The 25,217-nt window shown below is 51.2% G+C and carries 26 protein-coding genes; 10 read left to right on the plus strand and 16 right to left on the minus strand.

What is annotated here, in order from left to right; all coding sequences use genetic code 11:
• Together CFK45_RS13735 and CFK45_RS18815 are read right to left on the minus strand one after the other, a co-directional pair.
• On the minus strand, positions 1–1,296 hold the full coding sequence (locus CFK45_RS13735) for a glycosyltransferase family 4 protein (RefSeq protein WP_096087016.1): 1,296 nt from the start codon (positions 1,294–1,296) through the stop codon (positions 1–3).
• A gap of 477 nt (positions 1,297–1,773) precedes the next feature.
• On the minus strand, positions 1,774–1,908 hold the full coding sequence (locus CFK45_RS18815) for a hypothetical protein (RefSeq protein ID WP_275655699.1): 135 nt from the start codon (positions 1,906–1,908) through the stop codon (positions 1,774–1,776).
• Positions 1,909–2,048: 140 nt separating this feature from the next.
• Here CFK45_RS18815 and hisB point away from each other — a divergent pair, with 140 nt between their 5' ends.
• The 4 genes from hisB to hisF all read left to right on the plus strand — a co-directional run bounded on the left by hisB (position 2,049) and on the right by hisF (position 5,022).
• Positions 2,049–2,642, plus strand: coding sequence for an imidazoleglycerol-phosphate dehydratase HisB (gene hisB / locus CFK45_RS13740; RefSeq protein WP_096087017.1), 594 nt, complete (start codon positions 2,049–2,051; stop codon positions 2,640–2,642).
• Complete coding sequence (hisH, locus tag CFK45_RS13745; protein ID WP_096087018.1) at positions 2,639–3,295, plus strand: imidazole glycerol phosphate synthase subunit HisH; 657 nt, start codon at positions 2,639–2,641, stop codon at positions 3,293–3,295. The genes hisB and hisH overlap by 4 nt, the downstream gene beginning before the upstream one ends.
• Positions 3,296–3,490: 195 nt before the next feature.
• Positions 3,491–4,228: a 1-(5-phosphoribosyl)-5-[(5-phosphoribosylamino)methylideneamino]imidazole-4-carboxamide isomerase gene (hisA, locus tag CFK45_RS13750; RefSeq protein WP_096087019.1), complete on the plus strand. Its 738-nt coding sequence runs from the start codon at positions 3,491–3,493 to the stop codon at positions 4,226–4,228.
• A 20-nt stretch (positions 4,229–4,248) separates the two neighbouring features.
• A complete protein-coding gene (hisF, locus tag CFK45_RS13755; protein ID WP_096087020.1) occupies positions 4,249–5,022 on the plus strand; it encodes an imidazole glycerol phosphate synthase subunit HisF in 774 nt (257 codons plus the stop codon).
• 96 nt (positions 5,023–5,118) lie between these two features.
• On the opposite strand, the gene CFK45_RS13760 is transcribed toward hisF, so the two are convergent.
• From CFK45_RS13760 to gpmI, 5 genes are all read right to left on the minus strand, one after another.
• Positions 5,119–5,343 (minus strand): DUF6316 family protein, encoded by a 225-nt coding sequence (locus CFK45_RS13760; RefSeq protein ID WP_096087021.1) that lies wholly within the window; start codon positions 5,341–5,343, stop codon positions 5,119–5,121.
• 323 nt (positions 5,344–5,666) lie between these two features.
• Positions 5,667–6,683: a divergent polysaccharide deacetylase family protein gene (locus tag CFK45_RS13765; RefSeq protein ID WP_096087022.1), complete on the minus strand. Its 1,017-nt coding sequence runs from the start codon at positions 6,681–6,683 to the stop codon at positions 5,667–5,669.
• Entirely contained in the window at positions 6,680–8,041 is a 1,362-nt protein-coding gene (locus CFK45_RS13770) for a S41 family peptidase (protein WP_239923690.1), read from the minus strand. Before CFK45_RS13770 ends, CFK45_RS13765 begins: the two co-directional genes overlap by 4 nt.
• Before the next feature lie 27 nt (positions 8,042–8,068).
• The gene (locus tag CFK45_RS13775) at positions 8,069–9,262 is read right to left on the minus strand and encodes a murein hydrolase activator EnvC family protein (protein WP_096087023.1); all 1,194 of its coding nucleotides are present in this window, start codon (positions 9,260–9,262) and stop codon (positions 8,069–8,071) included.
• Position 9,263: 1 nt separating this feature from the next.
• Entirely contained in the window at positions 9,264–10,811 is a 1,548-nt protein-coding gene (gene gpmI / locus CFK45_RS13780; protein ID WP_096087024.1) for a 2,3-bisphosphoglycerate-independent phosphoglycerate mutase, read from the minus strand.
• A 320-nt stretch (positions 10,812–11,131) separates the two neighbouring features.
• Here gpmI and CFK45_RS13785 point away from each other — a divergent pair, with 320 nt between their 5' ends.
• The 4 genes from CFK45_RS13785 to CFK45_RS13800 all read left to right on the plus strand — a co-directional run bounded on the left by CFK45_RS13785 (position 11,132) and on the right by CFK45_RS13800 (position 13,138).
• A complete protein-coding gene (locus CFK45_RS13785; RefSeq protein WP_096087025.1) occupies positions 11,132–11,542 on the plus strand; it encodes a rhodanese-like domain-containing protein in 411 nt (136 codons plus the stop codon).
• Position 11,543: 1 nt separating this feature from the next.
• Complete coding sequence (grxC, locus tag CFK45_RS13790; RefSeq protein ID WP_096087026.1) at positions 11,544–11,807, plus strand: glutaredoxin 3; 264 nt, start codon at positions 11,544–11,546, stop codon at positions 11,805–11,807.
• Between the two features lie 113 nt (positions 11,808–11,920).
• A complete protein-coding gene (gene secB / locus CFK45_RS13795; protein ID WP_096087027.1) occupies positions 11,921–12,406 on the plus strand; it encodes a protein-export chaperone SecB in 486 nt (161 codons plus the stop codon).
• A gap of 198 nt (positions 12,407–12,604) precedes the next feature.
• Entirely contained in the window at positions 12,605–13,138 is a 534-nt protein-coding gene (locus tag CFK45_RS13800) for a hypothetical protein (RefSeq protein WP_096087028.1), read from the plus strand.
• Between the two features lie 19 nt (positions 13,139–13,157).
• Here the strand turns inward: CFK45_RS13800 and CFK45_RS13805 are convergent, their stop codons facing one another.
• The gene (locus tag CFK45_RS13805; RefSeq protein ID WP_158224710.1) at positions 13,158–13,688 is read right to left on the minus strand and encodes an ATP-dependent zinc protease family protein; all 531 of its coding nucleotides are present in this window, start codon (positions 13,686–13,688) and stop codon (positions 13,158–13,160) included.
• An 89-nt stretch (positions 13,689–13,777) separates the two neighbouring features.
• Between CFK45_RS13805 and CFK45_RS13810 the strand changes: the two genes are divergently transcribed.
• Complete coding sequence (locus CFK45_RS13810; RefSeq protein WP_096087030.1) at positions 13,778–14,743, plus strand: alpha/beta fold hydrolase; 966 nt, start codon at positions 13,778–13,780, stop codon at positions 14,741–14,743.
• A 46-nt stretch (positions 14,744–14,789) separates the two neighbouring features.
• Here CFK45_RS13810 and serA read toward each other — a convergent pair whose 3' ends face one another.
• From serA to rpiA, 7 genes are all read right to left on the minus strand, one after another.
• On the minus strand, positions 14,790–16,019 hold the full coding sequence (serA, locus tag CFK45_RS13815) for a phosphoglycerate dehydrogenase (protein ID WP_096087031.1): 1,230 nt from the start codon (positions 16,017–16,019) through the stop codon (positions 14,790–14,792).
• Between the two features lie 229 nt (positions 16,020–16,248).
• Positions 16,249–16,629: a hypothetical protein gene (locus CFK45_RS13820; RefSeq protein WP_143247595.1), complete on the minus strand. Its 381-nt coding sequence runs from the start codon at positions 16,627–16,629 to the stop codon at positions 16,249–16,251.
• Positions 16,611–17,585, minus strand: coding sequence for a hypothetical protein (locus CFK45_RS13825; protein ID WP_096087033.1), 975 nt, complete (start codon positions 17,583–17,585; stop codon positions 16,611–16,613). The genes CFK45_RS13820 and CFK45_RS13825 overlap by 19 nt, the downstream gene beginning before the upstream one ends.
• An 18-nt stretch (positions 17,586–17,603) precedes the next feature.
• A complete protein-coding gene (locus tag CFK45_RS13830; RefSeq protein ID WP_096087034.1) occupies positions 17,604–19,928 on the minus strand; it encodes a YdeI/OmpD-associated family protein in 2,325 nt (774 codons plus the stop codon).
• A gap of 26 nt (positions 19,929–19,954) precedes the next feature.
• Positions 19,955–20,587, minus strand: coding sequence for a hypothetical protein (locus CFK45_RS13835; RefSeq protein ID WP_096087035.1), 633 nt, complete (start codon positions 20,585–20,587; stop codon positions 19,955–19,957).
• Positions 20,588–20,724: 137 nt separating this feature from the next.
• Positions 20,725–21,261, minus strand: a complete 537-nt coding sequence (locus CFK45_RS13840; protein WP_096087036.1) for a DUF4123 domain-containing protein — start codon at positions 21,259–21,261, stop codon at positions 20,725–20,727.
• Positions 21,262–21,488: 227 nt separating this feature from the next.
• A complete protein-coding gene (gene rpiA, locus CFK45_RS13845) occupies positions 21,489–22,175 on the minus strand; it encodes a ribose-5-phosphate isomerase RpiA (protein ID WP_096087037.1) in 687 nt (228 codons plus the stop codon).
• A gap of 183 nt (positions 22,176–22,358) precedes the next feature.
• Here rpiA and ilvA point away from each other — a divergent pair, with 183 nt between their 5' ends.
• Positions 22,359–23,870, plus strand: a complete 1,512-nt coding sequence (ilvA, locus tag CFK45_RS13850) for a threonine ammonia-lyase, biosynthetic (RefSeq protein WP_096087038.1) — start codon at positions 22,359–22,361, stop codon at positions 23,868–23,870.
• 208 nt (positions 23,871–24,078) lie between these two features.
• On the opposite strand, the gene CFK45_RS13855 is transcribed toward ilvA, so the two are convergent.
• The gene (locus CFK45_RS13855) at positions 24,079–25,125 is read right to left on the minus strand and encodes an SMP-30/gluconolactonase/LRE family protein (RefSeq protein WP_096087039.1); all 1,047 of its coding nucleotides are present in this window, start codon (positions 25,123–25,125) and stop codon (positions 24,079–24,081) included.
• Positions 25,126–25,217 lie beyond the last annotated feature (92 nt).

Here is a 25,217-nt window from a genome sequence, read left to right on the forward strand (position 1 = left end):
TTAGTTTGCCTCGAGCATATGCAGATAATAAGTTTGCAAAGATTCGGCAACACGCTGCCAGCAGAAATTCTTTAAAGCGTGCTGGCGCGCTTTTAGTTCGGCTTGTTTTCTAAGCTCGGGCCTATCTAAAAGTTGCTCTATCAGCAGGGCAAGTTTTTTGCTGTCGCCGGCAGGATAGATAAAACCTGCGTCTCCGAGCACTTCGGGCAAGGCGCCGCCATCGCTGCTGACAACGGTTCGGCCACAGGCGAGAGCCTCTGCCGCGGGCAGGCCAAAACCTTCATAGAGTGAGGGGCAAATAACCAGCGCGCTGCGATTGTACTGCTGCACTAATTGATCGGTGCTCAAAGCCTGCTTAAATACAATGTGTTTTTCAAGCTTAAGCTTTTTTAGCCGCTTTTCATTGGCCCCGCCTTTTTTTAACTCGCCGAGTAAAACCAGCTTTAGTTTGGGGTATTTATCTTTTAATAAAAACACAGCGTCAAATAGGCTGCCAATACCTTTTAAAGCTTGATCGCTTGAGCTGGTGCAAAACAGTGTGTAATGCTCACAGTCTATATTGCTGAGAGGGCGGAAGGTGTCGGTGTCGATGCCGTTGCTGATAACCGTGGTTTTTTCTTGAGCTCGATTAAAATAATGAGCAATATCTTTTTGGCTTTGTTTGCTCACCGTAATCACATGCTCAAGTTTTTTGACCACGTGTTCCTGCATTTTTATAAAACTATACCAGCGACGAATCAACAGGCGCCAAGTCTTATCCCTGGTTTCACTCAGCGCCAGTTCTCTGTCTCTGTGCACCGGGTGGTGGATGGTACTGACAACTTTATAACCTTTGTTTTGCAGGGTGAGTAAAGGCGAAGCCAGGCTTTGGTTGTCGTGCACAATGTCGACGTCGTGGTTTTTTATGAGCTTGAGCACCCGCCGGGCAAAGCAGTAGGGCTCGGCAAAACTTCCGCTCAATTTGCTCCACCACTCATAGCTGTCGCTAAAACTCAGCAGGTGCTTGGCTTTTAGGCTGCGCAGCGGTTTTTCTTTTGCGTATAAATCCAGGCTCGGTACTTTGACCAACTCAATGTCTGCGTCGATATCGGGGTAGGGGGGGCCACTAAAGACAATAGGTTTGTGTCCGGCGCGTTTTAACGCGCGGCTTAAGTATTTTAGGTAGATGCCCTGGCCGCCGACAAAAGGGTGGCTGCGATAACCGAGCAGGGCCACACGCAGCTGTCGGGGCGCGGAAAAAGTTTTTGCTGTGGATGCCGCCGATGGCTGTGTATTTAAGTCAACCTTGCTATTCATAGTGCCGCCCGTATGAGGCGCAACAGAGTCGCATAGGCGTTAGCTTTGAACAAGAATAATTTGAACGGGGCCGAACAAGGCAAAGTAGCGGTGAACCGAGCGCTTACTGCGAGAGCTTCAATCAGAGCGGTAGGCTCTGGTTCACCGAGAAGAACCTGGCGGGAGGCTAAGAACCCGCCAAGTCGGTGGTGACAGCTGCGCGTATGCACCTTGGGCCGCCACCAAATAATGTGGGCTCCGTGATCTAATCCGCTTCGCCTTCAATAAAAGGTTTCCGAAACGGCCGGAGCCCGAGGATTTTGCCCTGTCTATCAGGGAAGCTAACAATCTTCCCGAGCAAAACCCATCAAAGGGGTGGGCGCATCCTGCGCCCATGGCATCCTTCGATGCCGAGGGTAGGTGAGAGATGGAGCACCTACCGAGGGGTCGCTAGAAGCCCAGCTTAAATCGTGGGCCCCTGTCATTCTTTGCAGAGTTTTAGTGTGCTGGACGATTCTTGGCGGCCAGTTTTTCGCAGTACACCAACAGAGCACCACCAACCAGACCAATGACAGCAATACCGCCGAGGCTGATCCACATGCCAAGGCCGGAAACAAATACGGCTTCGCTCATCTTTGTTTATCTTCTGTTAATGAATTTGTTGAGTGCTACTTTACGCCTCTTAGCTGGCGCCAATTTGATGGATATCAATAGATGTGCCGAGCCGAGCAAAAGGCTATAATTCGCTGCTTTCCAATGTGTGAGTAAGCTTCATGACAGCACGTACCGCGATCGTTAGCCGCGACACTTCTGAAACTCAAATAAAAATCGAGTTGAACATCGATGGCAAAGGCAATGCGAAGTTTGACACCGGTGTGCCTTTTCTCGAGCACATGATGGATCAGATCGCCCGCCACGGCCTGATTGATATGGATGTGTATTGCAATGGCGATACCCACATTGACGATCACCACACAGTTGAAGATATTGGCATTACCTTTGGCAAGGCGATCAACCAGGCCCTGGGTGATAAAAAAGGCATCGTGCGTTACGGCCACTCTTACGTGCCGCTCGATGGTTCACTGTCGCGAGTGGTGATCGACTTCAGTGGTCGCCCGGGCATTGAAATGCACATTCCTTTTACCCAAAAACGCATTGGCAACTTTGATACCGAACTGTTTCTGGAATTTTTCCGCGGTTTTGTCAATCACGCCCAGGTGACTTTGCACATCGACAACCTGCGCGGTGACAACGCCCACCACCAGGCCGAAACCGTATTCAAAGCATTTGGCCGCGCCCTGCGCATGGCCATGGCCAAAGACGAGCGCCTCGGCGATATTATGCCATCCACCAAGGGCACGCTATGACAAGCATTGCGGTAATTGACTACGGCATGGGCAACCTGCATTCGGTTGCCTCGGCTATTCACAAAGTCGCCCCGGATGCCCAAGTTCATGTGACCAGCGACCACCAGGTTGTAAAAAACGCCGATAAAGTGCTCTTCCCCGGCGTTGGCGCAATCCGTGACTGCATGGCCGAAATACGCCGCTTGGGTTTTGACCAGCTTGTTGCCGATGAAATCGCCAGCGGCAAACCTCTGCTGGCGATCTGTGTTGGCATGCAAGCTCTGATGAAACAAAGCCAAGAAAACGGTGGTGTCGACTGCCTAGCTCATTTCGACGGCGACGTTGAGTTTTTCTCGAAAAATGAGCGTTTTTTGCAAACCTCGAGCTACAACAAGCACAAGGTTCCCCACATGGGCTGGAACCAAGTGCAACGCGTACTCGAGCACCCGCTGTGGCACGGCATCAACGACCAGAGCCGCTTTTATTTTGTGCACAGCTACTTTGTGCGTTTGAACGAACAAAGCATCGAAGCCGGGCGCTGCCACTACGGCCTCGATTTCACCGCGGCTGTAGTCAAAGACAACGTTTTTGCGACCCAATTCCACCCGGAAAAAAGTCACGATGCCGGTTTACAGCTGTTAAAGAATTTTGTTGCTTGGGACGGTAGTTTCTAAGTTTTATTTTTATCAGAACTTTAGTTCTAACTGGATTTGGCACCCGAACTGAGGTCTTGGCGGGGCGCCCTAATCAGACCATCTGCGACAGGATGTCGCGGCTGAGCCCCCAAGGATGGGTTTACGGCGAGTCTGAGTAGGGCGCCCCGCCAAGGCCGGATATCGAAGTGCTGAGCCCAACTACAGGTAGTAAGTATGTTAATTATTCCTGCGATTGATCTTAAAGATGGCGCCTGTGTACGACTGCGTCAGGGCCTGATGGAAGACAGCACAGTCTTCTCCGACGACCCGGTATCCATGGCTGCAAAATGGGTAGACGCCGGCTGTCGCCGCCTACACCTTGTCGACCTGAACGGCGCCTTTGACGGCAAACCCGTCAACGGGGAAATCGTCACCGCAATCTCCAAGGCCTACCCAGAGCTTCCTATTCAGATCGGCGGTGGCATCCGCAGCGCCGAAACCATCGAAGCGTATTTAGAGGCCGGTGTTAACTACCTGATTATCGGTACTAAGGCGGTAAAAGAGCCCGAATTTGTGACCGAAATGTGCAAGCGTTTCCCCGGCCACATTATTGTTGGGCTCGACGCAAAAGATGGCCTTGTTGCCACTGACGGCTGGGCTGAAGTCAGCTCGGTTAAAGCCACCGAACTTGCCAAGCGTTTTGAGCAGGACGGCGTCAACGAAATTGTCTACACCGACATCGCCCGCGACGGCATGATGCAGGGTGTCAATGTCGAAGCGACTCTGGCCATGGCTGAAGCCTCAAGTATTCCGGTTATCGCCTCCGGTGGCATCACTAATATGGATGATATCAAAGCTTTGAGCGCCGTCAGTGCGCGCGGTATCAGCGGGGCGATCACTGGCCGCGCGATTTACGAAGGCACCCTCGATGTTGCAGATGCCCAGAGCTACTGCGACCAGAACTCTAAATAGGCATAGTAATAGGTACTGACATGGCGCTCGCTAAACGAATTATCCCCTGCCTCGATGTCGACAACGGTCGCGTAGTTAAAGGTGTGCAGTTTATCGATATCCGCGATGCCGGTGACCCGGTAGAGGTTGCCAAGCGCTACAACGAAGCCGGTGCCGATGAGATTACCTTTCTCGATATCACCGCCACGCACGAAGGTCGCGACACCACCGTGCATACGGTCGAGAAAATTGCCGCCGAAGTATTTATCCCGCTGACCGTTGGCGGCGGCATACGCGAGCTGTCCGATATCCGCTGTATGCTCAACGCCGGGGCCGATAAAGTCGGCATTAACTCCGCTGCGGTAAAGCGCCCGGAGTTTGTGCGCGAAGCTTCTGAGAAGTTCGGTGCCCAGTGTATTGTTGTTGCGATTGACGCACGGCGGGTTAGCAAAGCCGGTGAGCCGGGCAAGTGGGAAATCTTCACTCACGGCGGCCGCAAAGGCACGGGTATTGACGCGGTTGAATGGGCTAAAAAAATGGCCGATTTTGGCGCCGGTGAAATTTTGCTGACCAGTATGGACGGCGATGGCACTAAAAACGGTTACGATATTGAATTGACCAAGGCCGTGGTCGATGCGGTCGATGTGCCGGTGATCGCCTCTGGCGGTGTAGGTAATCTCGACCACCTGGCCGATGGTGTTGATTTGGCTGGTGCCGATGCCGTACTGGCAGCGAGCATTTTTCATTTTGGTGAATACAGCATCGCCGAAGCCAAGCAACACATGGCTGAACGCGGTATTGAGGTTCGCTTGTAACTGCTTTTGCCTGGTCTTAGTTGATTATAAAAAAGCCCCTGGCTCAGTGTTGAGCCAGGGGCTTTTTATTTAGAAATTCACAGTTTGGGCGCTTTGTTAGGCGGCCGATGGCGCGTAGTTTGACAGGGTCTGGCTGACTGACGGGCCGGCGTGAAGAACAAAGTCGATAAAGTCGCTAACACCCGTTTCTGCTTCGCAAAGTGTGTCGAAGGGGCCAATAGCAACGCCTTCACGAGTGTTGTAGTACCAATAACCTTCTTCCTGGAAAAAGCGGCTACTGCGTTTGGGGGAAATGTCGTGCTGTTCACCGATACGGTTCATGGTGTACCTCCTAAGCTGCTATCCATAGTGCTTAATCATCAGGCCCTTGGGCCCAGTTGAGTTGCGAAACCAGAAGATGTTCGCGCTTGCTTGCCGTTAGTTTATCTTCAGGATTGATGTCGTTGAATAAAAACTGCTGGCGCTTAAGTCATCTATGTATTCGCTACAGATCACTATAGCCCCGTGAGGCGGTGCAAACAAGCCCTTGCAAGCATGGCACAGTTTCTGTCTAAGTCACTGACAAATTCGATCAAATGTAGTGACAAAAACGTGCATTTGGCGGATTAAGCTGTTGTCTATTACGCAAAAACTAGAACAAGCTGCTAACGGGGCTTGCTTGCTGGGTTCGCTAGAGGTTTGGCCAAGCTTTGGGTTTTTGCTGTGCCAAGCGCCAGTTCTGGGCTTTGTTTACGGTTTATATTAAGCGCTTCAGAGGCGTAATGCAGTTCAAAGCCCTCTTTTTCAAGTGCCGGAAGCTCGTTGCGCAAGGCATTGAGGGTTAGATCGTGAGGGTGGCCAATGGCGATTGCCTGGCCGTGTTGCCGCGCAATCTTGCGCAGCCTTACAAAAGCTTGGCCGATGGCTTCGGCACTGATTTCGTGATCGATAAACACGTCGCGCTCTGAGTGTGGCAAGCCCGCTGCGAGCGCTGCGTTTGCGGCTTGCGAGGCGGCATTCGTGCGGCTGTCGATAAAAAACAGCTCTTTGTCGGCCAGGCTTTGCATCAGCCAATCCATGCGCTCGCGGTCGGCAGTAAGCTTGCTGCCGCCGTGGTTGTTGACACCGACCACCCACGGATGTTGCTCGAGAAGTTGCTTTAGAGCGGCATCAAAGCTTGTTTTATCCATGCTGGTATTGAGCCCGTCTTCCCACTTGTCCGTGTTTAACGGTTCCATAGGGATGTGCAAAATAAGCTCGTGCCCGGCCTCAATGGCCAGTTCGGCGGCGCGCTGGGCGTGAGGTGAATTGGGAATAATGGCGAGTGTCAGTGGGTAGAGTAATTGAGCAAGTTTTTTTGAGCCTTCGAGGTCGTAGCCGAGGTCGTCGATAATAATCACGATCTTGGGCGGAGCGCTCTCTTGCTCAGATATCGTTTCTGGCGCCTGAGCTTCGGAGTTTGTAAGTACTTGCTTTCTATGATTTGGGCTCGGCTTGGAAACTGCAGTTGCGATAGGGCTTGCGGCCATTGCGCGGGCGCCAACTGGCTGATGGTTTTGCTGTATAAGCGGCGCGGCTTCTTGCTCTTGTCTTAGCTCTTGTTTTGAGGGCTCCGGCTCGGCCTGTTTATTACAGGCACTCAAGCCGGCTAGCAGCGCAAAGGTAAGCAGTGTTGCCCTCAAAGTGCGGCCTGCTTATCGTCGCCTTGTTCAACATCGGTGGGCAGGGTTTTGTCTTTTTTATTAAACAGGGCCAGGCCTTTGAGCAAGTTCAGTGCCTCGTAGAGCTGGCTGTCCTGGTTTTGCAGATCGGTATCTGAGCTGTTGCGATCTTTGGCTCGGCTTTCTTCGCCGCCATTGCTGTTGCTCAAATGGCCGCTGAGGTCGGCTTCGGTATAGCGTGCGCGAGGCTGCACGGCCGTGACACGCACACGTTCAACACTGATATCCGGTTCGATGCCCTGGGCCTGAATGGAGCGGCCATTAGGGGTGTAATAGCGCGAGGTCGTGAGTTTAATCGCGCGATCTTCCGAGATAGGAATAACACTTTGCACTGAACCTTTGCCAAAGCTGCGTGTGCCAAGCACCAGTGCCCGGCCGTGATCCTGCAGCGCGCCGGCGACAATCTCAGATGCTGAAGCCGAGCCATCGTTGATCAGGACAATAATAGGCAGGCCCTGACTCTGGTCGCCCGCTTCGGCGTAATATTGTTTTTTGCTGCCCTCGACGCGCCCTTCGGTGTAGACAACCAGGCCGCCGTCTAAGAAAACATCAACCATGTCGACCGCCGCGCTGAGTACGCCGCCGGGGTTGTTGCGCAGATCCAGTACCAAACCTTTGAGTTCAGAGCTGGCCTCTTGCAGCTCTTTAAGTGCCGCGGCGACGTCGTCACCAGAGTGCAGCTGAAACTGGGCGACACGAATGTAGCCGTAGTATTCGTCGCGTACACCGCTGCGCACACTGCGCACTTTAATAACATCGCGGGTTAGGGTCAGGTCAAACGGCTGGGCTTCACCTTCGCGCACAATGGTAATAACGATATCGGTGCCTTTGGGGCCGCGCATGCTTTCGATGGCTTCGTCGAGGCTCTTGCCTTTAACACTGTTGCCGTCGAGTTTAATAATCAGATCGCCCGCTTCGACACCGGCGCGCTCGGCTGGCGTGTCGTCGATCGGTGAAATGACTTTGATATAGCCGTCTTCCATACCGACTTCGATGCCGAGCCCGCCAAATTCGCCGGTGGTTTGCACCTGCAGATCGTCAAAACTTGAGGCATCGAGATAGGCGCTGTGAGGGTCGAGTTCGCTGAGTATGCCTTTGATGGCGTATTCGAGCAGAGTTTTATCGTCGAGCTCTTCAATATAACTTGCGCGAACGCCGCTATAAACTTGAGTGAAGATGCGCAGCTCTTCCAGTGGCAGGGCTTCAATTTTTATTGGGGCCTCTTGCTGAGGGGGCGGAGTTGTATTCTCAGCAGTGCTCGCCAGACTCAGGCTGAACAGCGTGCCTAAGGCCAGTTGACGAAAAATTAGGCTGGGCAAGGATTTTCCCTCTAAAGCTCGTTATCGTTATGCGCGTTTGAACCACGAATTCGGGTTGGTAGGCTTACCGTTGTGGCGCAGCTCAAAGTACAGCGCTGCATCGCGGCGACCGCCAGTGTTTCCTACACTGGCGATGGTTTCCCCGGCTTCAACCCACTCGCCGATATCTTTGTAGAGTTTGTCGGCGTGAGCGTAGAGCGACATATAGCCATTGCCGTGGTCAACCACGAGTAATAAGCCGTGTCCGCGCAGATAATCGGAAAATACCACTTGTCCGTGGTGTACGGCAATGATCTTACTGCCTTTGCTGGCAGCAAACTCCAAGCCTTGCCAGCTCAATTGGCTGCCGGCGCGTCGACTGCCGTACCGGTTGAGGGTTTTACCGTTGGTCGGTTTGGGCAGGCGGCCTTTGAGTTTGGCAAAGTCACTGATGTCTGCGCTGAGTTCCTGGGCGTTTATTTCTTCGTAAACATGATTCAGCAGTTTTTCGAGCCGCTGTCTGTCGCTCTTTAAACCGGCGAGCTTGTGCTGCTGGTTGCTGTATTCGCCTTCGAGTTTTCGCAGGGTTTGTTTGCGCTGGCTCTGGCTCTGGCGCAGGGCCTTGCGCTCGGCTTGCAGTGCGCTGTAGGTGGTTTTGAGCTTGTCTGTGGTTGCGGCAATCTCGGGTTCTATGCGCTTGAGCTCGGCGACGGTTTGGGCAAACTCGCCAATTAATTTGTGGCGCTCACTGCTGAAGCTCTGGTAGTACTTGAGCATGCGCTGAACTTCGGCGGGATCCTGCTGGTTGAGCAGCAGCTGCAGTTCGCTTTTTTGACCGAGGCGATAGGCCGCGTTGATGTAGTCTTTAACTAAATGACTCTGCTCGCTTTTTTTTTTATTCAGGCCAGCGAGGTTGCTCCTGAGATCGTCGAGTTTACTCTGCTTGTTGTCGAGTTCTTGTTTTAACTCGTCGGTCTTATCGTTGAGCTGACGAATATTCTTTTCATTGTTTTCGAGCTCTTTTTGCAGGTTGTCGCGCGAGCTTTTGGTTTGCTCAAGCTCTTTTTTTAGTTTGTCGATTTTGCGTTTGATTTCTTCGAACTTTGCCTGCTCTTGTTCGCTCATACCGCTGTTGGCAAAACTTGCAGTCGCTGCCGCAGCAAAACACAGGCAGCAGCAAACAAGCAGCCTGCGCGCGCTGTGGCGCAGGCCGGATTTGAACAATCCCTTGTTCTTAAGCACTTCAGTTTTCCTCGATCAGGCTCTGGCCGTTCATCTCGGCTGGCTGCTCCATACCGAGCAAGGTCAGCAGCGACGGCGCGATATCGGCCAGGCTACCGCCATCTTTGAGGCTCAACTGGCGCTGGCCAACGTAAAGCAGAGGAACAGGGAAGGTGGTGTGCTGGGTGTGCGGCTGGCCGGCGGCTTCGTCGTACATTTCTTCAACGTTGCCGTGATCGGCCGTGACCAGCGCTTCGCCGCCGACTTCTTCGAGTGCAGCAAAGACTTTGGCGAGGCACTCGTCCACAGCTTCAACGGCTTTAATCGCCGCGTCGTAGACACCGGTGTGACCGACCTGGTCACAGTTGGCGTAGTTGCAGACAATCGCGTCGTATTTACCGCTTTTAATTGCTTCAACCAGCTTTTCAGTAACTTCCGGTGCGCTCATTTCCGGCTGCTGATCGTAAGTTTCAACTTTTGGTGAGGGTACCAGAATGCGATCTTCACCGTCGTAAAGCTCTTCCTGGCCGCCGCTGAAGAAAAAAGTCACGTGGGCGTACTTTTCAGTTTCGGCAATGCGCAGCTGAGTTTTACCGGCTTTGGCCAGAACTTCACCGAAACTGTTGGTGATGTTCTCCGGCGGGAAAGCACAGCTGGTTTTAATATCGGCCGCGTACTCGGTGGTCATAACAAAGTCGGCGAGCTCGGCTACGCGCTTGCGCTCGAAACCGTCGAAGTCTTTGTTAACTAAGGTGCGGGTGATTTGGCGCGCGCGGTCGGGGCGGAAGTTCATGAAAATAACGCTGTCGCCGTCTTCGATTTTGGCGACCTTACCTTCGCCGTCAACGATGGCGGTAGCGGCGACAAACTCGTCATTTTCGTCGCGCTCGTAGGCAGCGTTCAGGCCTTCAACGGCGGTTTTAGCGGTGTATTCGGCTTCGCCGTCGACCATAAGGTTGTAGCTTTTTTCTACGCGGTCCCAGCGGTTGTCGCGGTCCAGCGCGTAGAAGCGGCCGATAATGCTGGCGATGCGGCCGACACCGAGCTCTTCAAACTTGGCGCTGGCTTTACTGAGCGGGCCTTCGGCGCTGCGCGGCGGCACATCGCGGCCGTCGAGCATGGCGTGCAAATAAATTTTCTTTGCACCGCGTTTGGCGGCCAGCTCCATCATCGCCAAAATATGGTCTTCGTGGCTGTGTACGCCGCCAGAGCTCAGCAGGCCGAGAATGTGTACAGCCTTATCGGCGCTAACAGCGCTGTCGACGGCTTTGACGTAGGCTTCATTGGTGAAAAAGTCGCCATCGGCAATCGCCTTGTTGATGCGCGTGTAGTTTTGATAAACCACGCGGCCGGCGCCGAGCGTCATGTGGCCGACTTCGGAATTACCCATCTGGCCTTCCGGCAGGCCAACACTGAGGCCGCTGGTGCCGATCAGGGTGCGCGGGCCTTTGGCCATTAGCTCTTTCATTACAGGAGCATTGGCGTTTTTGATGGCGTTGTATTTTTCAACATCGGTGTAGCCGTAACCATCGAGGATGATCAGGGCAACGGGTTTTTTCGCTTCGGTCATGAACTTACCGTCTTAAGTCTCTGATAAACGGGGCCTTGCACCAACAAATGCCTGTAGCCAAAGCAGTTTGAAGGGCGGGCGTTGGGGGGCTTTCCAGTTGCCGCAGTGCGACCTGAGGGCTTGAGTCTTTTACTTAAGGTGTTTCTTTAAGAAAAGTCCAGCCAGCCTCTTGTGTGGTGCCGTATTTTACGGAACTCCAGCCCCGGCGGCTAGTTATTGCTTAGATCTTGCTCAAGCTTTGGCGTACAAAGCTCTGTGTATAAAAAGTCCGCGATGCTTCGTGTATACTCGCCGCCTTTATTTCAAAAGCGAGTTCTAGTGTGGATATTTGGGTTTTTGTCGCCGAACAGTGGCTGTTAATTACGATTCTGGCTGTCTTGCTGGCCGCATTTGTTGTGCTTGAGCGCCGCCGAGGTGGTGCCAGCCTCAGTCACCACGAAGTGACTCGCCTGGTCAATGCCGGCGAAGCAGTGCTTATTGATATTCGAGACAAAGATGATTTTAAGGCCGGTCATATCGTCGATTCGATCAACATTCCGTTTGCCAAGCTTGCCGATCAAAGTGCCGAGCTCGACAAACACAAAAACTCTACGCTGGTGCTAATCGATAAGATGGGGCAGCACGCCGGCACAGCGGCCAAGAGTTTGAAAGAGAAAGGCTTTAACGTCGTTCGTCTGCAGGGCGGCATTATGGAATGGCAGGCGCAGAACTTGCCGCTTGTTAAAGCTTAATATGGCCAAGATCAAGATTTTCACCACCCGTTTCTGTCCATACTGCGTGCGCGCCAAGCAGCTGTTAAAACAAAAGGGCCAGCAGTTTGACGAAACCGCCGTTGATGGAGATCGCGCCGCGCGCCAGCGCCTGTACAAAAAAACCGGTTCGCCGACGGTGCCGCAAATATGGATAGGTGCAAGCTATGTCGGTGGCTGCGACGAGCTTTACGCTCTGGAGCGGGCCGGCAAGCTCGATCAACTGCTGGCCGCCGAGCTGACTTGAAATTTTCTAGTGCGCCCCAAGCTTAGAGGCTGGCAGCGCGCTGACTATCTGCTCTGCGCTTTTGGGCGCGCCGTAAATAACAACGCCGCAAAGATGCGGCTCAAGGTAAGAAAATGACTGACGAGACAACTCAAGCTGCTGCCGAAGGCCAGCAAGTACAATTTGGAATTCAACGTATCTACATGAAAGACTGCTCTTTTGAAGCGCCCAATGGTCTGAGTGTGGGTGGCAAGTGGCAGCCTAAAGTCAATCAGGATTTGAATACCGAAATCAGCCGTGTCAAAGATGACCTCTACGAGGTGGTGCTGAACCTGACAATTAAAGTCGATGCAGAAGAAGGCAAGGCGGCGTTTTTGGTTGAAGTGCATCAGGCCGGTTTGTTTGCAGTAAAAGGGCTCGACGAGCAGCCGCTGAAACAACTGTTAAGCTCTCAGTGCCCGCAGATTTTGTTCCCTTATGCGCGCGAAGCTATTGATAATTTGGTGACGCGCGGGGGCTTCCCACCACTGATGCTGCCGCCTATTAACTTTGATGCGCTTTATGTTCAGGCTATGCAGCAAATGGCTGAACAGCAGCAGGCTACGGAAACCGAACACTAATAGGTGTAATTGCCGGCAGGTCTTAGTATCTGCTGGTGACTTTTCTATTACCCTATTGCTCTTTTACCGGTGACGACTACAGTGCGGTAACTGTGCTTTACCCCGATGCTGCACTGGCCAGTTCATGCCGTATTCAGTCAGCGTGACTTAGGCTCTTTTTTCATTGCAGAGATTCAATGCAAAGAAAGGAGAGCTTTTATGAACAAAGTCAGCATTGTTGTTTTTTTACTTATCAGCAGCGCGCCTCTGATTGCCGATGAGCAGCGCCAGCGAGGTGTCGATCACAACTACGAGCGGCATCAGCAGCGCGATAGCACCAGGCAGGATAAACGTCAGCGCCAGCTAGACGCCCACAATCGCCACCGAAGCCGTCAGCAGCAACACAGCTATTATCGACACCAGGCTGCGCCCAACGCCAAGCATCGCTCCGCGCATGCAAGAACTTATCGGGGTACGGCTCCGAGTTACTATAAAAAACACAGCAAAAAACACCAGCGGCGCGCCCACAAGCGGCACCGGGCAGATCATTTTTGGGCGGGCTATGCGCTTGGGGCTTTGACGGCCGATGGTTATTATGCCTCGCATAACCATCACTCTTCTCATACTCACCACCGTGGCAAGCGCCATGGCGCTATTAGTTACTGGCGCAATGCTTATGGTGAATGCTACCGCGTTGAGCACCGGGCGCGAGGAAAGGTTTACGTGCCGGTGCCCCTGGCCAAGTGTTATTAGCGCTGCTTTGGGCGAATGCTTAAGGCGAGCAGGTGCTTGGCTTTAAAAATGTTTGGCCGGGGTCGATCAGTACTCGCGAGCCTAAGTAGCGCCGGCCAAGCAAAATCGGATAAATGTATTCACTGCGATCAACAAGGGTAAATTCAGCGCGCTCGACTTTGTTGTTGAAGCTGATGTCGAGCTCGACCGTTACGCGTCTATCGTGCACGCCGTCGTGATTTTTGATCTTGACCTTGCGCGAGCGCGGCTTGTCGAGTTTGATGCGATGCACTTTTTTATTGCTGTCGTTCAACACTAGTGTGAACTCAACGCGATTTTTGCCATCTTTCTTATAGGGTTTGATATTCTCAGCGTAGATAGATGAGGTTTTTGCGCCGCTGTCGAGCTTGGCTTTGATTGGCTCTTGCAGGCCCTCTATACAGACCCGCTCCACCCAGCCGGCGACAACTTTTGTTGCTGTGTTTGCCGTGTTGTTTTTGTTTGCTGTTTTGCTGTCTGCATTGCTGCAGGAGCATAAAAAGATCAGAAAAAAAGCCAGAGCTCGAGTCATAATTTTAGTGTTTGTACTTGAGGGCGCAGGTGCATGGGCCATTGTCGGGTAGAGGGTCGGGTTCAAGATTTTAGGAGTCGGTAAATATAGTGACAAGCATCGATACAAAGGCCAAGCACACTTTTGTTAACTCGCTCAAAAACTGCCTGCCGGCCTACGCGCCGCTGCCGGGCGAACAGCAGTGGCCTGTTGGCTTAGCTCAATATTTTCAGATTTACGGCTTTGATGCGGTGATCGCGAGTGCGCACAGCTACGAGATGGGCAGTTTAGCGGTTGAAGGTTACGAACTTGCGGCACACCAGTGGCGCTGTGATGGTGCCCGCGCTGAAGTGCTGATTTGTCACGGCCTGTTTGATCATGTTGGCCTGTATTTGCCGCTGGTTAGCTATCTGTTGCAACGCCAATTTAATGTGATTGCCTATGACTTGCCCGAGCACGGTTTGAGTTCTGGCAAGTTTGGCGAGCTAAGCGATTTTCAAGTGTATGAAAACAGCCTGCTTGAATTGCTGCAGTATTTCCCGGCTTCCCATTTGCCGCGCTTTGCTGTTGGCCAAAGTACCGGGGCGGCGATTCTCGCCTCAGTGGTGCTGAAAAATAAACTGGCGCTTAGTTCCATGGCGCTGCTGGCACCGCTGCTGCGCGTGCGGGCCTGGTCGCAAATTAAACTCGCTCAGGTACTGCTTGGCCCCTGGTTAAAAACTGTACGCCGCAGTTTCAGCGCCAACAGCCACGATCGCGCTTTTGTTGAATTTCTGCGCGATCACGACCCGCTGCAGGCAAATGAAATAGCGACAAACTGGACGGCGGCGATGCTGCGCTGGGAAGCGGGTTTTGATCAGCTTGAGACGAGTTCCCTACCAGTGTTATTGCTGCAGGGCAGCGGTGATAAAACCGTAGCTTATCGGCACAATATTCCGCGCTATCGGCAAAAATTCGAAAACATGCACTTGCAAATGATAGACGGCGGGCGCCACCATTTAGTTGCTGAGGCGCCAGCGTGGAGAACGCCTTGCTTTGATAAGCTCGGCGCTTTTTTTGAATCTTTTTTACAGTGAGCGCCCGGGCCGCGCTCACGTTCTACAAATTTAGTGTCAACTGGCCCTAAAACAGTACACGGCAGCGAACGGTGCCCTCGACGGCTTTGAGTTGTTTTAAAGCGATGTCGCTGTACTCGGCGTCAACATCAATCACTACATAACCGACGTTTTCGTTGGTCTGCAAATACTGGCCGCTGATATTGATGCCTTGATCGGCAAAAACTTGGTTAATCGCGTTTAATATGCCGGGGCGGTTGTGGTGAACGTGCAGCAAGCGGTGAACGTTTTTGTGCGCCGGCAGGGCAACTTCGGGGAAGTTAACCGAGCTGGTGGTGGTGCCGTTATCGCTGTAGCGGATAAGCTTCTCGGCCACTTCGTAGCCGATATTTTCTTGCGCTTCCATGGTTGAGCCGCCGATATGCGGCGTCAGGATGGCGTTGTCATACGCGCGCAGCGGGCTGACAAATTCTTCACCGTTGGCTTTGGGCTCGACGGGGAAGACATCAATCGCGGCGCCGCTTAGTTTTTTGCTTTCCAGCGCTGCGGCGAGGGCATCGATATCTACCACGGTGCCGCGCGAGGCGTTAATTAAAATTGCGCCTTCTTTCATCGCGGCAATTTCACTGGCGCCTATCATGTCCTGGGTTGAGTCGAGCTCGGGAACATGCAGGGTGACAATGTCGCTTTTGGCGAGTAGAGCGTGCAGGCTTTTTACCTGTTCAGCGTTGCCAAGTGGCAACTTAGTAATGGCATCGTAAAACATGACCTGCATGCCGAGGCTTTCAGCGAGCACACTTACCTGGGCGCCGATATTGCCGTAACCGATAACTCCGAGCGTTTTGCCTCGAATCTCAAACGAGCCGGCAGCGCTTTTTAACCATTCACCGCGGTGACAGCCGGCATTTTTGGCCGGCACACCGCGCAATAGCAAGATGGCTTCTGCGATGACCAGTTCAGCCACCGAGCGGGTATTGGAGTAGGGCGCGTTAAATACCACGACGCCGTTTTCTTGCGCGGCCGTTAAGTCGACTTGGTTGGTGCCGATGCAGAAACAACCGACGGCAATCAGCTTAGGCGCGGCTTCGATGACCTCTTTGCTCAGCTGCGTGCGCGAGCGTATACCGACAAAGTGGGCATCTTTGATTTTTTCAATCAACTCATCGCCAACCAGGGCGGTTTTGATGTATTCAACGTTGTTGTAACCAGCGTGGTTTAGCGTTTCGACGGCACTTTCGTGCACGCCTTCTAATAACAAGAACTTGATCTTGTCTTTCTGCAGAGAAGTTTTGCTCATGAGTTTCTCAGCGGACTATCCGCAATCGGCTTAATTTGGGAATAGACTCAACGATAGGCGTGTTGAGTATTAGAATTTTGGGCCGCGCATTGTAACACAGGGCTTTTGGCTCGGGGGAGCCCGCGCTGAGGCTATCGGCCCTGAGCTAGGGAGAGGCTGCGATTTGGCTTAAGGCTCGCTAGGCGCTGTTTCGCTACTCACTGGGCACTTCGCAGGTGGCGAGCGCTTGCTAGAGATAGCGGCGGGCCACTTCGTTTTGCAGCATAAAGGCTTTGGTGTCTGCGTCGTATAAGTTGGAGTTTAGAATATCTAAAGCCCAGTCATTTTTTTCACAGCGCTCAAACCGTTCTCCAAACACGGCAAATAAATCGAGTATTTGTTCTGTTGCACTTTGTGTATCAATGCTGGTGTGTTCAAAATAGTCAAACTGGCGTTTCACCCAGTTTTCTAACTGGGGGTCGGAATAAAACTCAAAGACCCGTGCATAGCGAGAGCGGAGAACTTTGGCTTTTTCTGCCGCGTTATCAGCTTTTTTATTGGCTTCTAACGCGGCGATTTGGGTCTCAGTAAATTGCAGCATGGTGTAGGGAGTTAACGTACGATTTTCCATTGGCCGTTGATTTTGGCGAAAGCAAGGGGGTAGACATTAACCATATCGGATTTGGTGTGCTTTAACGCAATTGCCCCGCTCATTGGCTTATCCCAAGGATGCATCCAGACTATTTGTTGATTATAGGCGACGGCATAATCCAGAGAATTCTTGGATAAAGGTTTTAACGGCCACTCTGGGTCAGAAGAGTTGAGCTTGAATTTCCGGATGATATTTTTACAGGTTTGACCTTCGTCCCGATAAAAAGCTAAATCAATTTCTTTGCAGCGATCCGAGATTTGGGCTGCAAAAGTATCGTAATCTTTAGCTTCTAGAGCATCCCATAGTTTTTGATACTCGGCAATCATCTCTGTGCGTTTGTCTTCCCATTCATCGTCGCTAAGGTTAAAGTGAATTTCATGGGTTTCACCAGAGAAAAACATCCATTCCGGGTGGGGCAGCGGCAGCTCGATAGGCTGGGTTAAGCACAAACCTTTGCTTTTGCCTTTTTGAGCAATAATACTTCCGACCCGGTATTCACCCTCAGTAGATGCAATAGTTTTGCCATTTTCAATGGCGTAGCTTCCCGGAGTGGTGGAGCCAGAACAGAACTCATCAATATTGTTCAGCGCATCGTAATCAATGGCATTTTCATCTTTTCGATTTAGTTTGGATGCGTCAAAGTTTATTTGGCTAACTAAGCTTTTGTCGCTTGATTCGGCTTCTTTTACATAAAGCCTTACTTCGAGTACAGCGTCTCTGCGGACTCGAGCCTTACCTGTTTCTGGATCATCAATGGTGCTTAAAAAAACTTCAATATTGTTTTGTTTGTTTTTTAGCCAGTGGTTGACTGGGTATTCAATTGCTAGACTCTCCGAGTCTTCATGTACTTCAACATAGGCGCCATTAATACAAATAACATATCCGCACCTGGCTGACTTAATGTTTAAAGAATAAAAAGGTTTATGAAATGACATATGAATCTCAATTACAAATTAGGAGTTTGTGAATTTATCAAAGGGTAATTGCCAGCTTTTGGCTTTACTTTCTCTGGCTTTCATTACTTGGAAACTAATTCGCTTTTTTACCTGCTTACTGGCTTGGTTGCTGGTATCTGCTTCATTGACGGCCTGTCGACGCCTGCCTGGCTGGCGAGCTTGTTCGGTGTCTGCTACGTCGGTCTCACTCTGGTCTTCCGCTGTTGTAATATAGGCTTCGATATAGATACCTATGCCTGAAAATAATAACGATAAGCTACAGCCGGCTGGCGAGCCTACAGGCACTTGGCCGCTTGCATTCTCTAGCTCATCATCCGCTTTTTCGATATCGGTGCGGCCTTCTTTTTTCTCGTTATCGTAGATGCGATTGGCTTCGCCAGGATCGGCGGTAAGATTAAATGCCAAGCGAACCTCTCCGGTGCTGTCGGCGGATTGAATATTTAAGTTGGCGCCTATTTTATCTACCAGTGAGCCAAAACCAATGGATTTAAAGATTTTAAGGTCGGAGCTAACTTCACCTGAGACTTGAAAGTTTCCTCCTCCGTAGATAGAGGTGCTTTTTTTGTCCCACTGCAGGTTTTGTCCGGGCTCTTTTTTGAAAACTAAGCCTGCACCGGGATTGTCAGTTTCTATCGCCAGTGAGCAGCTTAAAATACACTTTACCGAGGTGCTGCCACCGTTGTCTCCTTCCAAAGTTTCTGCCACCTCTTCATCGGCAACTTCTTCTTGTTTTATGTCTTTAGCTACTTGTTTAAAAAATATTTTTGCATTGTTAAACGAAGCTTCAATAAGCTCACTAACCCCCAGATAATTTATAAGGTCAGATGCACCTAAGCTTGCAGCAGATAAAGATGTCTTGCAGAGCAGGCGAATGAGGTCAATATCTTTTTGGTATTTTAGTAACGGGGATCCTGCTATAAAGAATTCTTGTTTAAAGCCGACCCCGCTATTGTCAGGTAAAGCTTTTAGGATACGGCGATAAGACAGGTGTATTTGTACGGGTAAGTTTCGTGCATCAACACTGTCACTTTCTTGGTTTTTAAGATGCTCTTCAGTGTCAGTGTCGATAGCATTATCGACATCAATTATTTCTCCATCGTCGCTTCCGCCAAGTGCACTAAAACCCTTGCTGATTAAGTGCAAGGTTCTTAGTGTTTTGTATAACCAGGACGTTCCGGTTAGGTCGTTGAGCGCCTCTTTGGGTGTTGTCGAAAAAGAAATTGTCTTGTCGTGATCGTCTAAGCGAGCTAATGCGCTAATCTTTGCTTCTGGGTTTTTGCCAAAGGTTAGTGAAGTTGTGAATGCCATTAAGGTAAAAGGATAGGCTTTTACCAGCGTTTGGTAGCCTGTGTATGGCGCATTCTTCTGGTGGCTGCGCACCGAAAAGTGGTAGTTCGCAGGTGTTATAGCATCTTCTTGCTTTTTTAATAACCGTAGAAATGTTGCCCAATCATCTACCGAGCCTAAGGTCTTAGGTATTAGGTTGAGCTGCTTGAGCGCTTTATCACCATGGCCGACCTCTAGCTCATTCTTGCCCCCGGAAAACTTTGCCTCCTGGCAGATAACCTTAACAGTAGGACAAATATTCTCCTGCCCGTGGTCACACGAACCAGAGGCCTTTATCATTGCTTGAGCGCGGAAATATTTTAGCTTCCCGGTGATTATATGATATTCACTTGGGCAGTCATCTTTAAATAGATCTAAGCTTGGTGCGGGTCGGTCATCTATTGGGGTTTCTTCGGTAAGGTGTTCCTGGGTTTTCCCTGAGCGTTTTTCAAAAAAGTTATCAACAATTGTAAATGGCGCTTCATCGGAAACGTTCTCTAAATTGATCGAAAATGTTGAGAGCTCACACTTAAGCTCTTTTTTACATTTGGATACGACAGAATGACTGGCTGTTTTGGGTTGAGCAGTCTGAGACTTGCTTTGTTTGAGATCGTTCTTGCTAAATGCGGCAAGCGCTACTGGGTCGCTAGTATCGATCTGATTTTGCTTGATCTCTTTTAGAGCGGCCTTGTACTCTTCTTCAAACGTTGCATTGGCAATAATCTTTTGCTGGTGCTTGCCACTGGTTTCTGATGCGTTGACGAAGCTACGGTTCTTTTCTGCCATACGCTTGCTGGCAATAATGGCGGCGGCTGATTCTTCTTTGTTGTTAGAGGTGAATTTTTGCTTGAGTTTTTGATCGTCTAGAGCATTGTAGGTATCTGAGTAGAGCTTCCCTGCATCAGGGTATTGCTTTTTAAAAGAGCGCCTGCTTGCTGTGGTATGTAAACCTGCGGCTTCTAGTATGTGATTCTGTGAAGTATCTGTAACGGCCATGTTTTTCACTCAAGAATTATAGCTATCTATGCTTGGGCATAAATTTTTTCAATATTTTTGGCTAGCCAATCATAGCTTTGCTTGATTTTTTCATCTGCGCTTAGGGTGGGGGATTGAAAAATCTCTTGAATGGCTTGGCAACGCTCATCTTCCATAAAGTTCCCACCTATGATGAGCAGCATCTCTAGGCACATATAGCTATTTAATAAATCATTAATGCCATAGCTTTTGGCAATAGCTAGCGCCATGTCCGATGCGAAATGTATTTCCTCGTTTTCATACTCTGTACTTGGCACTCGTCGCTTGAATTTTAATATGCAGTAGCTTGCAAAGTCAGTTGCATCTGAGCCAGCATCTTGGAATATTTTGTAGGTATGTAGTTCATGTATGCGCGCGAGCGATTCATTGCTTGTATCGCTTAGAATTTCTTTTGCCCATGCTTGAGTGTCAAATTGTGGGCCCCAGTGGTTAATACAAAGCGCTAGCATTTTTAGAACTTCAGTGTCATCTGTTGCTAGTTCAAAGCCTTGTGCTTTCTCAAAAGCTTGGTTTACAAGGGCTTGTAGATTTTTACTGTCGTTCGGGTCAAGCTCAATGAGCGGTGAGATTCGCAGCTCAGCTACGACCTTTCGTATTAACTCTGGATTTAACGATTCCATGTGGTAATGCTCCTCAGCTGATCCCGGTGCTTCTATGGTTAATGGTGATGGGCTCAGATATATATGTAATTTTCAGAATTCTCATAGTTTGTGGCTTCGCGTCTAGAGCGTAATGTTTATGCTGCCTTGAGAGTCCGTTATTTTCGGGGGGCTGTTTCTGTGTACCGTAACGGCTTTGCTTGAAGGACCTCAGGCTTGCCATCTTTGTTTTCTACCATTATCGAACAAGCTGGCCCCATAATTGCGCTGCGTTGTTGAACGTCGCAGGTCGGTACTACGGTACGCAGCACCCTCGGATCATAATAGCGAAACACTAAGGTCTTCCCCTCGGGTGATTTCACTTTAGATATTCTTCTGCAGCCATTGCGCAGTTGACTCAAGGTCACGTCGGGTTTGCATAGGTAATAAATGCCCCAGGCCTGTCCCCAACCTTCACTGAGCAGTGTTTCAGTAAAGAGACTATCGCTTGTAAGCTGCACTATATGCGGCGCGGCGCGTTTGAGTGCGTAATTGAGTTTGCCTTCGTACAGGCACTCGTGTTTTAAGCCAGAGTTGTTGATCAGTGGTTCGAGGCGTTTGTCGCGGGCGCAGTCGATGATGGCAAAGACCTTGGGCACGCTGCCGTCTGCTAGTGGCTGCCAGAGCAGCTGTTTAAGTTGCTCTGTCTGGCTCATAGAGCTTTGAGCCCTTGATTGGGTAACGGCCTTGTCTGCATTTAGTTTGCCTCCTGCAATCGTTTTTTGGGCGCCGGGTTGTGGCGGCGCTTATGTCGCCTTTGTGTGGTTGGCAATGTGCCGCTAGCGCTGGGCTTTGGCCCCGCTTAAGCGGGGCAAATTGTAGCATAGGCCTGAAATTGTGGCCTATGCAGCGCGTCGCAAATGCAGGTTCTTGCCGCGTGTGTTTAGGTTCCGAGGCCGGGGTAGATTATTTGTACGCCGTCTTCGCGGCCGAGCAGCATTACGTCGGCTTTGCGCAGGGCAAAGAGGCCGTTGGTGATGACGCCAACCATCTGGTTGATCTCGGTTTCGGTTTTGATTGCGTCGGCGATTTGTAAACCGTGTACATCGAGTATGTGGCCGCCGTTGTCGGTCACGCAGCCTTTGCGCCATACGGGTTCACCGCCGAGGCTTTCGAGCTGGCGGGCGACGGCTTCGCGAGCCATTGGCAGCACTTCAACGGGCAGGGGGAAAGCACCGAGAGTATTGACCCACTTGCTCTCGTCGGCAATGCAGACAAACTGCTTGGCGATCGAGGCAACAATCTTTTCACGAGTCAGCGCGGCGCCACCGCCTTTAATTAGCTGTAGTTGGCCGTTGCTCTCGTCGGCGCCGTCGACATAAAACGCAAGCTGTTCAACATCGTTCATATCGAGCACCGCTACGTTTATTTTGGCCAGGCGCTCGGCTGAGGCTTCGGAGCTGGCAATTGCCGCGCGGAACTTATCTTGGTGGCCATCGAGCATGTCGATAAAAAAGTTGGCCGTTGAACCGGTGCCTATGCCGAGCACATCGTTTTGTTTAAGTTTGGGCACGACGTAGTCGATGGCGGCCTTGGCAACTTGTTGTTTTAGTTGATCTTGTTTATTCATCTCTTGTTTTCTTGTGAGGCAGAGCCTGCCTTGTATTCAGTGCGAGTTACACACATTATTGCTCCAGATCGCGAAGTTTAGCGTTTTTAGCGCGCCTTTGCCCGACTCATCCATGACTCAAGCCGGCCTTTGCTTTAGACTTGCCGATCTTTAGCCTGCGGACTTTAACGAAGAAGCTTTACCATGCCTGCGACCTATATCAAGCGCATACTCGATGCGCGAATCTACGACCTTGCTATCGAAACTCCGCTCGATGAAGTGCCGTTGATTAGTGCGCGCTGCGACAACAAGGTACTGTTAAAGCGCGAAGATCTGCAGCCGGTATTCAGTTTTAAGATTCGCGGGGCCTACAATAAGTTGCGCCTGCTCAGCGAAGACAAAAAAGAAAAAGGTGTGGTCGCGGCCTCAGCCGGTAACCACGCCCAGGGTTTAGCGCTTGCCGCCAAGCATCTCGGCGTTAACGCCACAATTGTTATGCCGCGCACAACGCCGCAGATTAAAGTTGATGCCGTGCGCCGCCGAGGCGCCAAAGCTGTTTTGGTTGGCGATACCTATGATGAAGCGGCCGATCACGCTAACAAGCTGGTTGAAGAAAAAGGCCTAACGTATGTGCACCCTTTTGACGATGGCGATGTGATTGCCGGCCAGGGCACCGTCGGCATGGAAATTCTGCGCCAGTACAGCGGCGACATCGACGCCGTGTTTGTACCTGTTGGCGGCGGTGGTTTGTGCGCCGGTGTCGCGGCCTATATCAAACACGTGCGCCCCGAAACCAAGGTTATTGCGGTAGAGGCCGAAGACAGTGCCTGCTTAAAGCTGGCCTGGGATAAAAAGCGCCGCGGCACTTTAAGCCACGTCGGTTTGTTTGCTGAAGGGGTCGCTGTGGCCCAGATAGGCAAAGAAACCTACCGGCTGATAAAAGAGTGTGTGGACGAGGTGATCACCGCCAGCACTGATGAAATGTGCGCGGCGATAAAAGATATTTTTGAAGATACCCGCTCCATTGCCGAGCCGGCCGGAGCGTTGTCGCTTGCCGGTTTAAAAAAATACGTCGCCGATAACGATTGGCACGGAAAAACCGTTGTCGCTATCGACTCCGGCGCCAATACCAATTTTGACAGGCTGCGCTATATCAGCGAGCGCACGGAAATTGGTGAAAAGCGCGAGGCTATTTTTGCGGTGACGATACCGGAAAAGCCCGGTGCTTATAAAAAGTTCTGCCAGCAGCTCGGCCGCCGTGCGATTACCGAGTTTAACTACCGCTATCGCGACAACGAACAGGCCCATATTTTTGTCGGTATTCAGGTAAGCCCAGATAACAACGATAGAGAAGAAATTCTGCTTAAACTGCAGGAGGCCGGCTACGAAGTTGTCGATATGACCGACAATGAAATGGCCAAGTTGCACACGCGCTACATGGTTGGCGGTAAAGCCCCTGAAGCCGATGACGAGTGTGTTTATCGTTTTGAATTTCCAGAGCGCCCCGCGGCCTTGTTGAATTTCTTAAGCCGTTTGGCCGGGCGCTGGAATATTAGTTTGTTCCACTACCGCAATCACGGATCGGCTTTTGGTCGGGTGTTAGTTGGTTTGCAAGTGCCGCCCAAAGAGCGCAAAGACCTTGAGGCCCTGCTCGACGAGCTCGGTTATAGCTATTGGGATGAGAGCTCCAATCCGGCGTATAGCTTCTTTTTATAGTTTGCCGGGTAAAATTAATGGGCTTCGATAGCGAGCGGCCGTTGTTTTCAACAGAACTTTGAAATTCTGCCGCGGCTGAATGGCAAAGAGCTAGACCGTAGACAGCAGGGATGCTGTCGTCGAGCCCCCATGTATGGGTTAACGGCGCGTCTAGATCTTTGTCATAGTCGGTGCTGGGTGAGCAACAGGTATATGGATGAGCACTCGCTTATTTATTTAACGGCAACTGCATCAGGTAGTCATCGGCTGTTAGGTAGAGCATGCTTTCATCGGCATTCAGCTCGGCATTAGATGTCAGCTGGCCGGTAAAGACGCGCGCAAGTACCTTGCCCTGTTCATCAAATAACCAAACACCACCGGGCCCGGTTGCAAATAAAACCCCGCTGCTGTGTAGCACCATGCCGTCGGGCAGGCCGTGATGTTCGCCATCTTTTAAATACGGCTTGGCATCGTGCAGCAGGCGCTTGTTGGCCAGGCGCCCGTCTTGTTGTACATCAAATGCATACCAAGCGGGTTTGTCGGCATCGGAAACGGCGACATAGAGCGTTTTTTCATCGCGCGATAAAGCGATACCGTTGGGAAAGCTTAGGCTGTCATCAAGTAATAAAAGCTCGCCGTTAGTATCAATGCGGTAAACACCGCTGTAGCCCAGTTCGCTGACTCGGCCGTCGGCCGGGTTCAGGCCGTGGCCAGGGTCGGTGAAATACAGGTCGCCGTTGCTGTGAAATACCGCATCGTTGGGGCTGTTAAAGCGCTTGCCGTGATGGCGCGCGGCAAGGCTGCGATAGTTGGGTTTGGGGCTGTCGAGCGGAGCATCCATCACCGCCACTTGGCGCTGCCCCGTCTGCATTAAAACCAGCTCGCCCTGTTCATTAAGCAGCAGGCCGTTGGAGCCGTAACCACTGAGTTCGGTGTTTTCTGTCCAGCCGGAATTGTCGAGGTAAACGCTGAGTTCGGCGCTGTCCGGCTTGTACTTCATCACCATGTTGCGGGGAATATCTGAAAACAATAAATAGTTGCCGTCTTCCACCCACAGAGGGCCTTCAGTCCATTCAAAATTACCGGCTAACACTTCTGCCGGGCGCTTGCTATCGATAAATTCGAGCGCGCGCTGGTCATAAATTTCGATATAGCCAACAGCACTGTTACCGGCCGTAGCTGTTGTCTTTGTAGTAGTGGCGCTCTGACAGGCCATCAAAGTCAAGGTTAAGGCGCCGGCAGCTAACTGTCGCAACGAAATAATCGAAAGCATCATAAGAGTACGGAAAAGCGAATGGGGCACCCATGCTAGGTGGCCTATCGTTAAAAGACAATGACTATTATTTACTTTGTGCTCAAGGCCACAGG

Origin of the sequence: Agaribacterium haliotis (assembly GCF_002312815.1) — a bacterium.
In the GTDB taxonomy this organism is placed as follows: domain Bacteria; phylum Pseudomonadota; class Gammaproteobacteria; order Pseudomonadales; family Cellvibrionaceae; genus Agaribacterium; species Agaribacterium haliotis.

Bases quoted from the DNA above. Each gene is read 5' to 3' on its own strand.
- CFK45_RS13805 (WP_158224710.1), bottom strand. From the start codon at position 13,688: ATGACTCGAGCTCTGGCTTTTTTTCTGATCTTTTTATGCTCCTGCAGC.
- secB (WP_096087027.1), top strand. From the start codon at position 11,921: ATGACTGACGAGACAACTCAAGCTGCTGCCGAAGGCCAGCAAGTACAA.
- CFK45_RS13825 (WP_096087033.1), bottom strand. From the start codon at position 17,585: ATGTCATTTCATAAACCTTTTTATTCTTTAAACATTAAGTCAGCCAGG.
- CFK45_RS13735 (WP_096087016.1), bottom strand. From the start codon at position 1,296: ATGAATAGCAAGGTTGACTTAAATACACAGCCATCGGCGGCATCCACA.
- CFK45_RS13840 (WP_096087036.1), bottom strand. From the start codon at position 21,261: ATGAGCCAGACAGAGCAACTTAAACAGCTGCTCTGGCAGCCACTAGCA.
- hisH (WP_096087018.1), top strand. From the start codon at position 2,639: ATGACAAGCATTGCGGTAATTGACTACGGCATGGGCAACCTGCATTCG.
- CFK45_RS18815 (WP_275655699.1), bottom strand. From the start codon at position 1,908: ATGAGCGAAGCCGTATTTGTTTCCGGCCTTGGCATGTGGATCAGCCTC.
- rpiA (WP_096087037.1), bottom strand. From the start codon at position 22,175: ATGAATAAACAAGATCAACTAAAACAACAAGTTGCCAAGGCCGCCATC.
- CFK45_RS13800 (WP_096087028.1), top strand. From the start codon at position 12,605: ATGAACAAAGTCAGCATTGTTGTTTTTTTACTTATCAGCAGCGCGCCT.
- grxC (WP_096087026.1), top strand. From the start codon at position 11,544: ATGGCCAAGATCAAGATTTTCACCACCCGTTTCTGTCCATACTGCGTG.
- CFK45_RS13835 (WP_096087035.1), bottom strand. From the start codon at position 20,587: ATGGAATCGTTAAATCCAGAGTTAATACGAAAGGTCGTAGCTGAGCTG.
- CFK45_RS13855 (WP_096087039.1), bottom strand. From the start codon at position 25,125: ATGATGCTTTCGATTATTTCGTTGCGACAGTTAGCTGCCGGCGCCTTA.
- CFK45_RS13830 (WP_096087034.1), bottom strand. From the start codon at position 19,928: ATGGCCGTTACAGATACTTCACAGAATCACATACTAGAAGCCGCAGGT.
- serA (WP_096087031.1), bottom strand. From the start codon at position 16,019: ATGAGCAAAACTTCTCTGCAGAAAGACAAGATCAAGTTCTTGTTATTA.
- CFK45_RS13760 (WP_096087021.1), bottom strand. From the start codon at position 5,343: ATGAACCGTATCGGTGAACAGCACGACATTTCCCCCAAACGCAGTAGC.
- hisB (WP_096087017.1), top strand. From the start codon at position 2,049: ATGACAGCACGTACCGCGATCGTTAGCCGCGACACTTCTGAAACTCAA.
- hisA (WP_096087019.1), top strand. From the start codon at position 3,491: ATGTTAATTATTCCTGCGATTGATCTTAAAGATGGCGCCTGTGTACGA.
- hisF (WP_096087020.1), top strand. From the start codon at position 4,249: ATGGCGCTCGCTAAACGAATTATCCCCTGCCTCGATGTCGACAACGGT.
- CFK45_RS13820 (WP_143247595.1), bottom strand. From the start codon at position 16,629: ATGGAAAATCGTACGTTAACTCCCTACACCATGCTGCAATTTACTGAG.
- ilvA (WP_096087038.1), top strand. From the start codon at position 22,359: ATGCCTGCGACCTATATCAAGCGCATACTCGATGCGCGAATCTACGAC.
- gpmI (WP_096087024.1), bottom strand. From the start codon at position 10,811: ATGACCGAAGCGAAAAAACCCGTTGCCCTGATCATCCTCGATGGTTAC.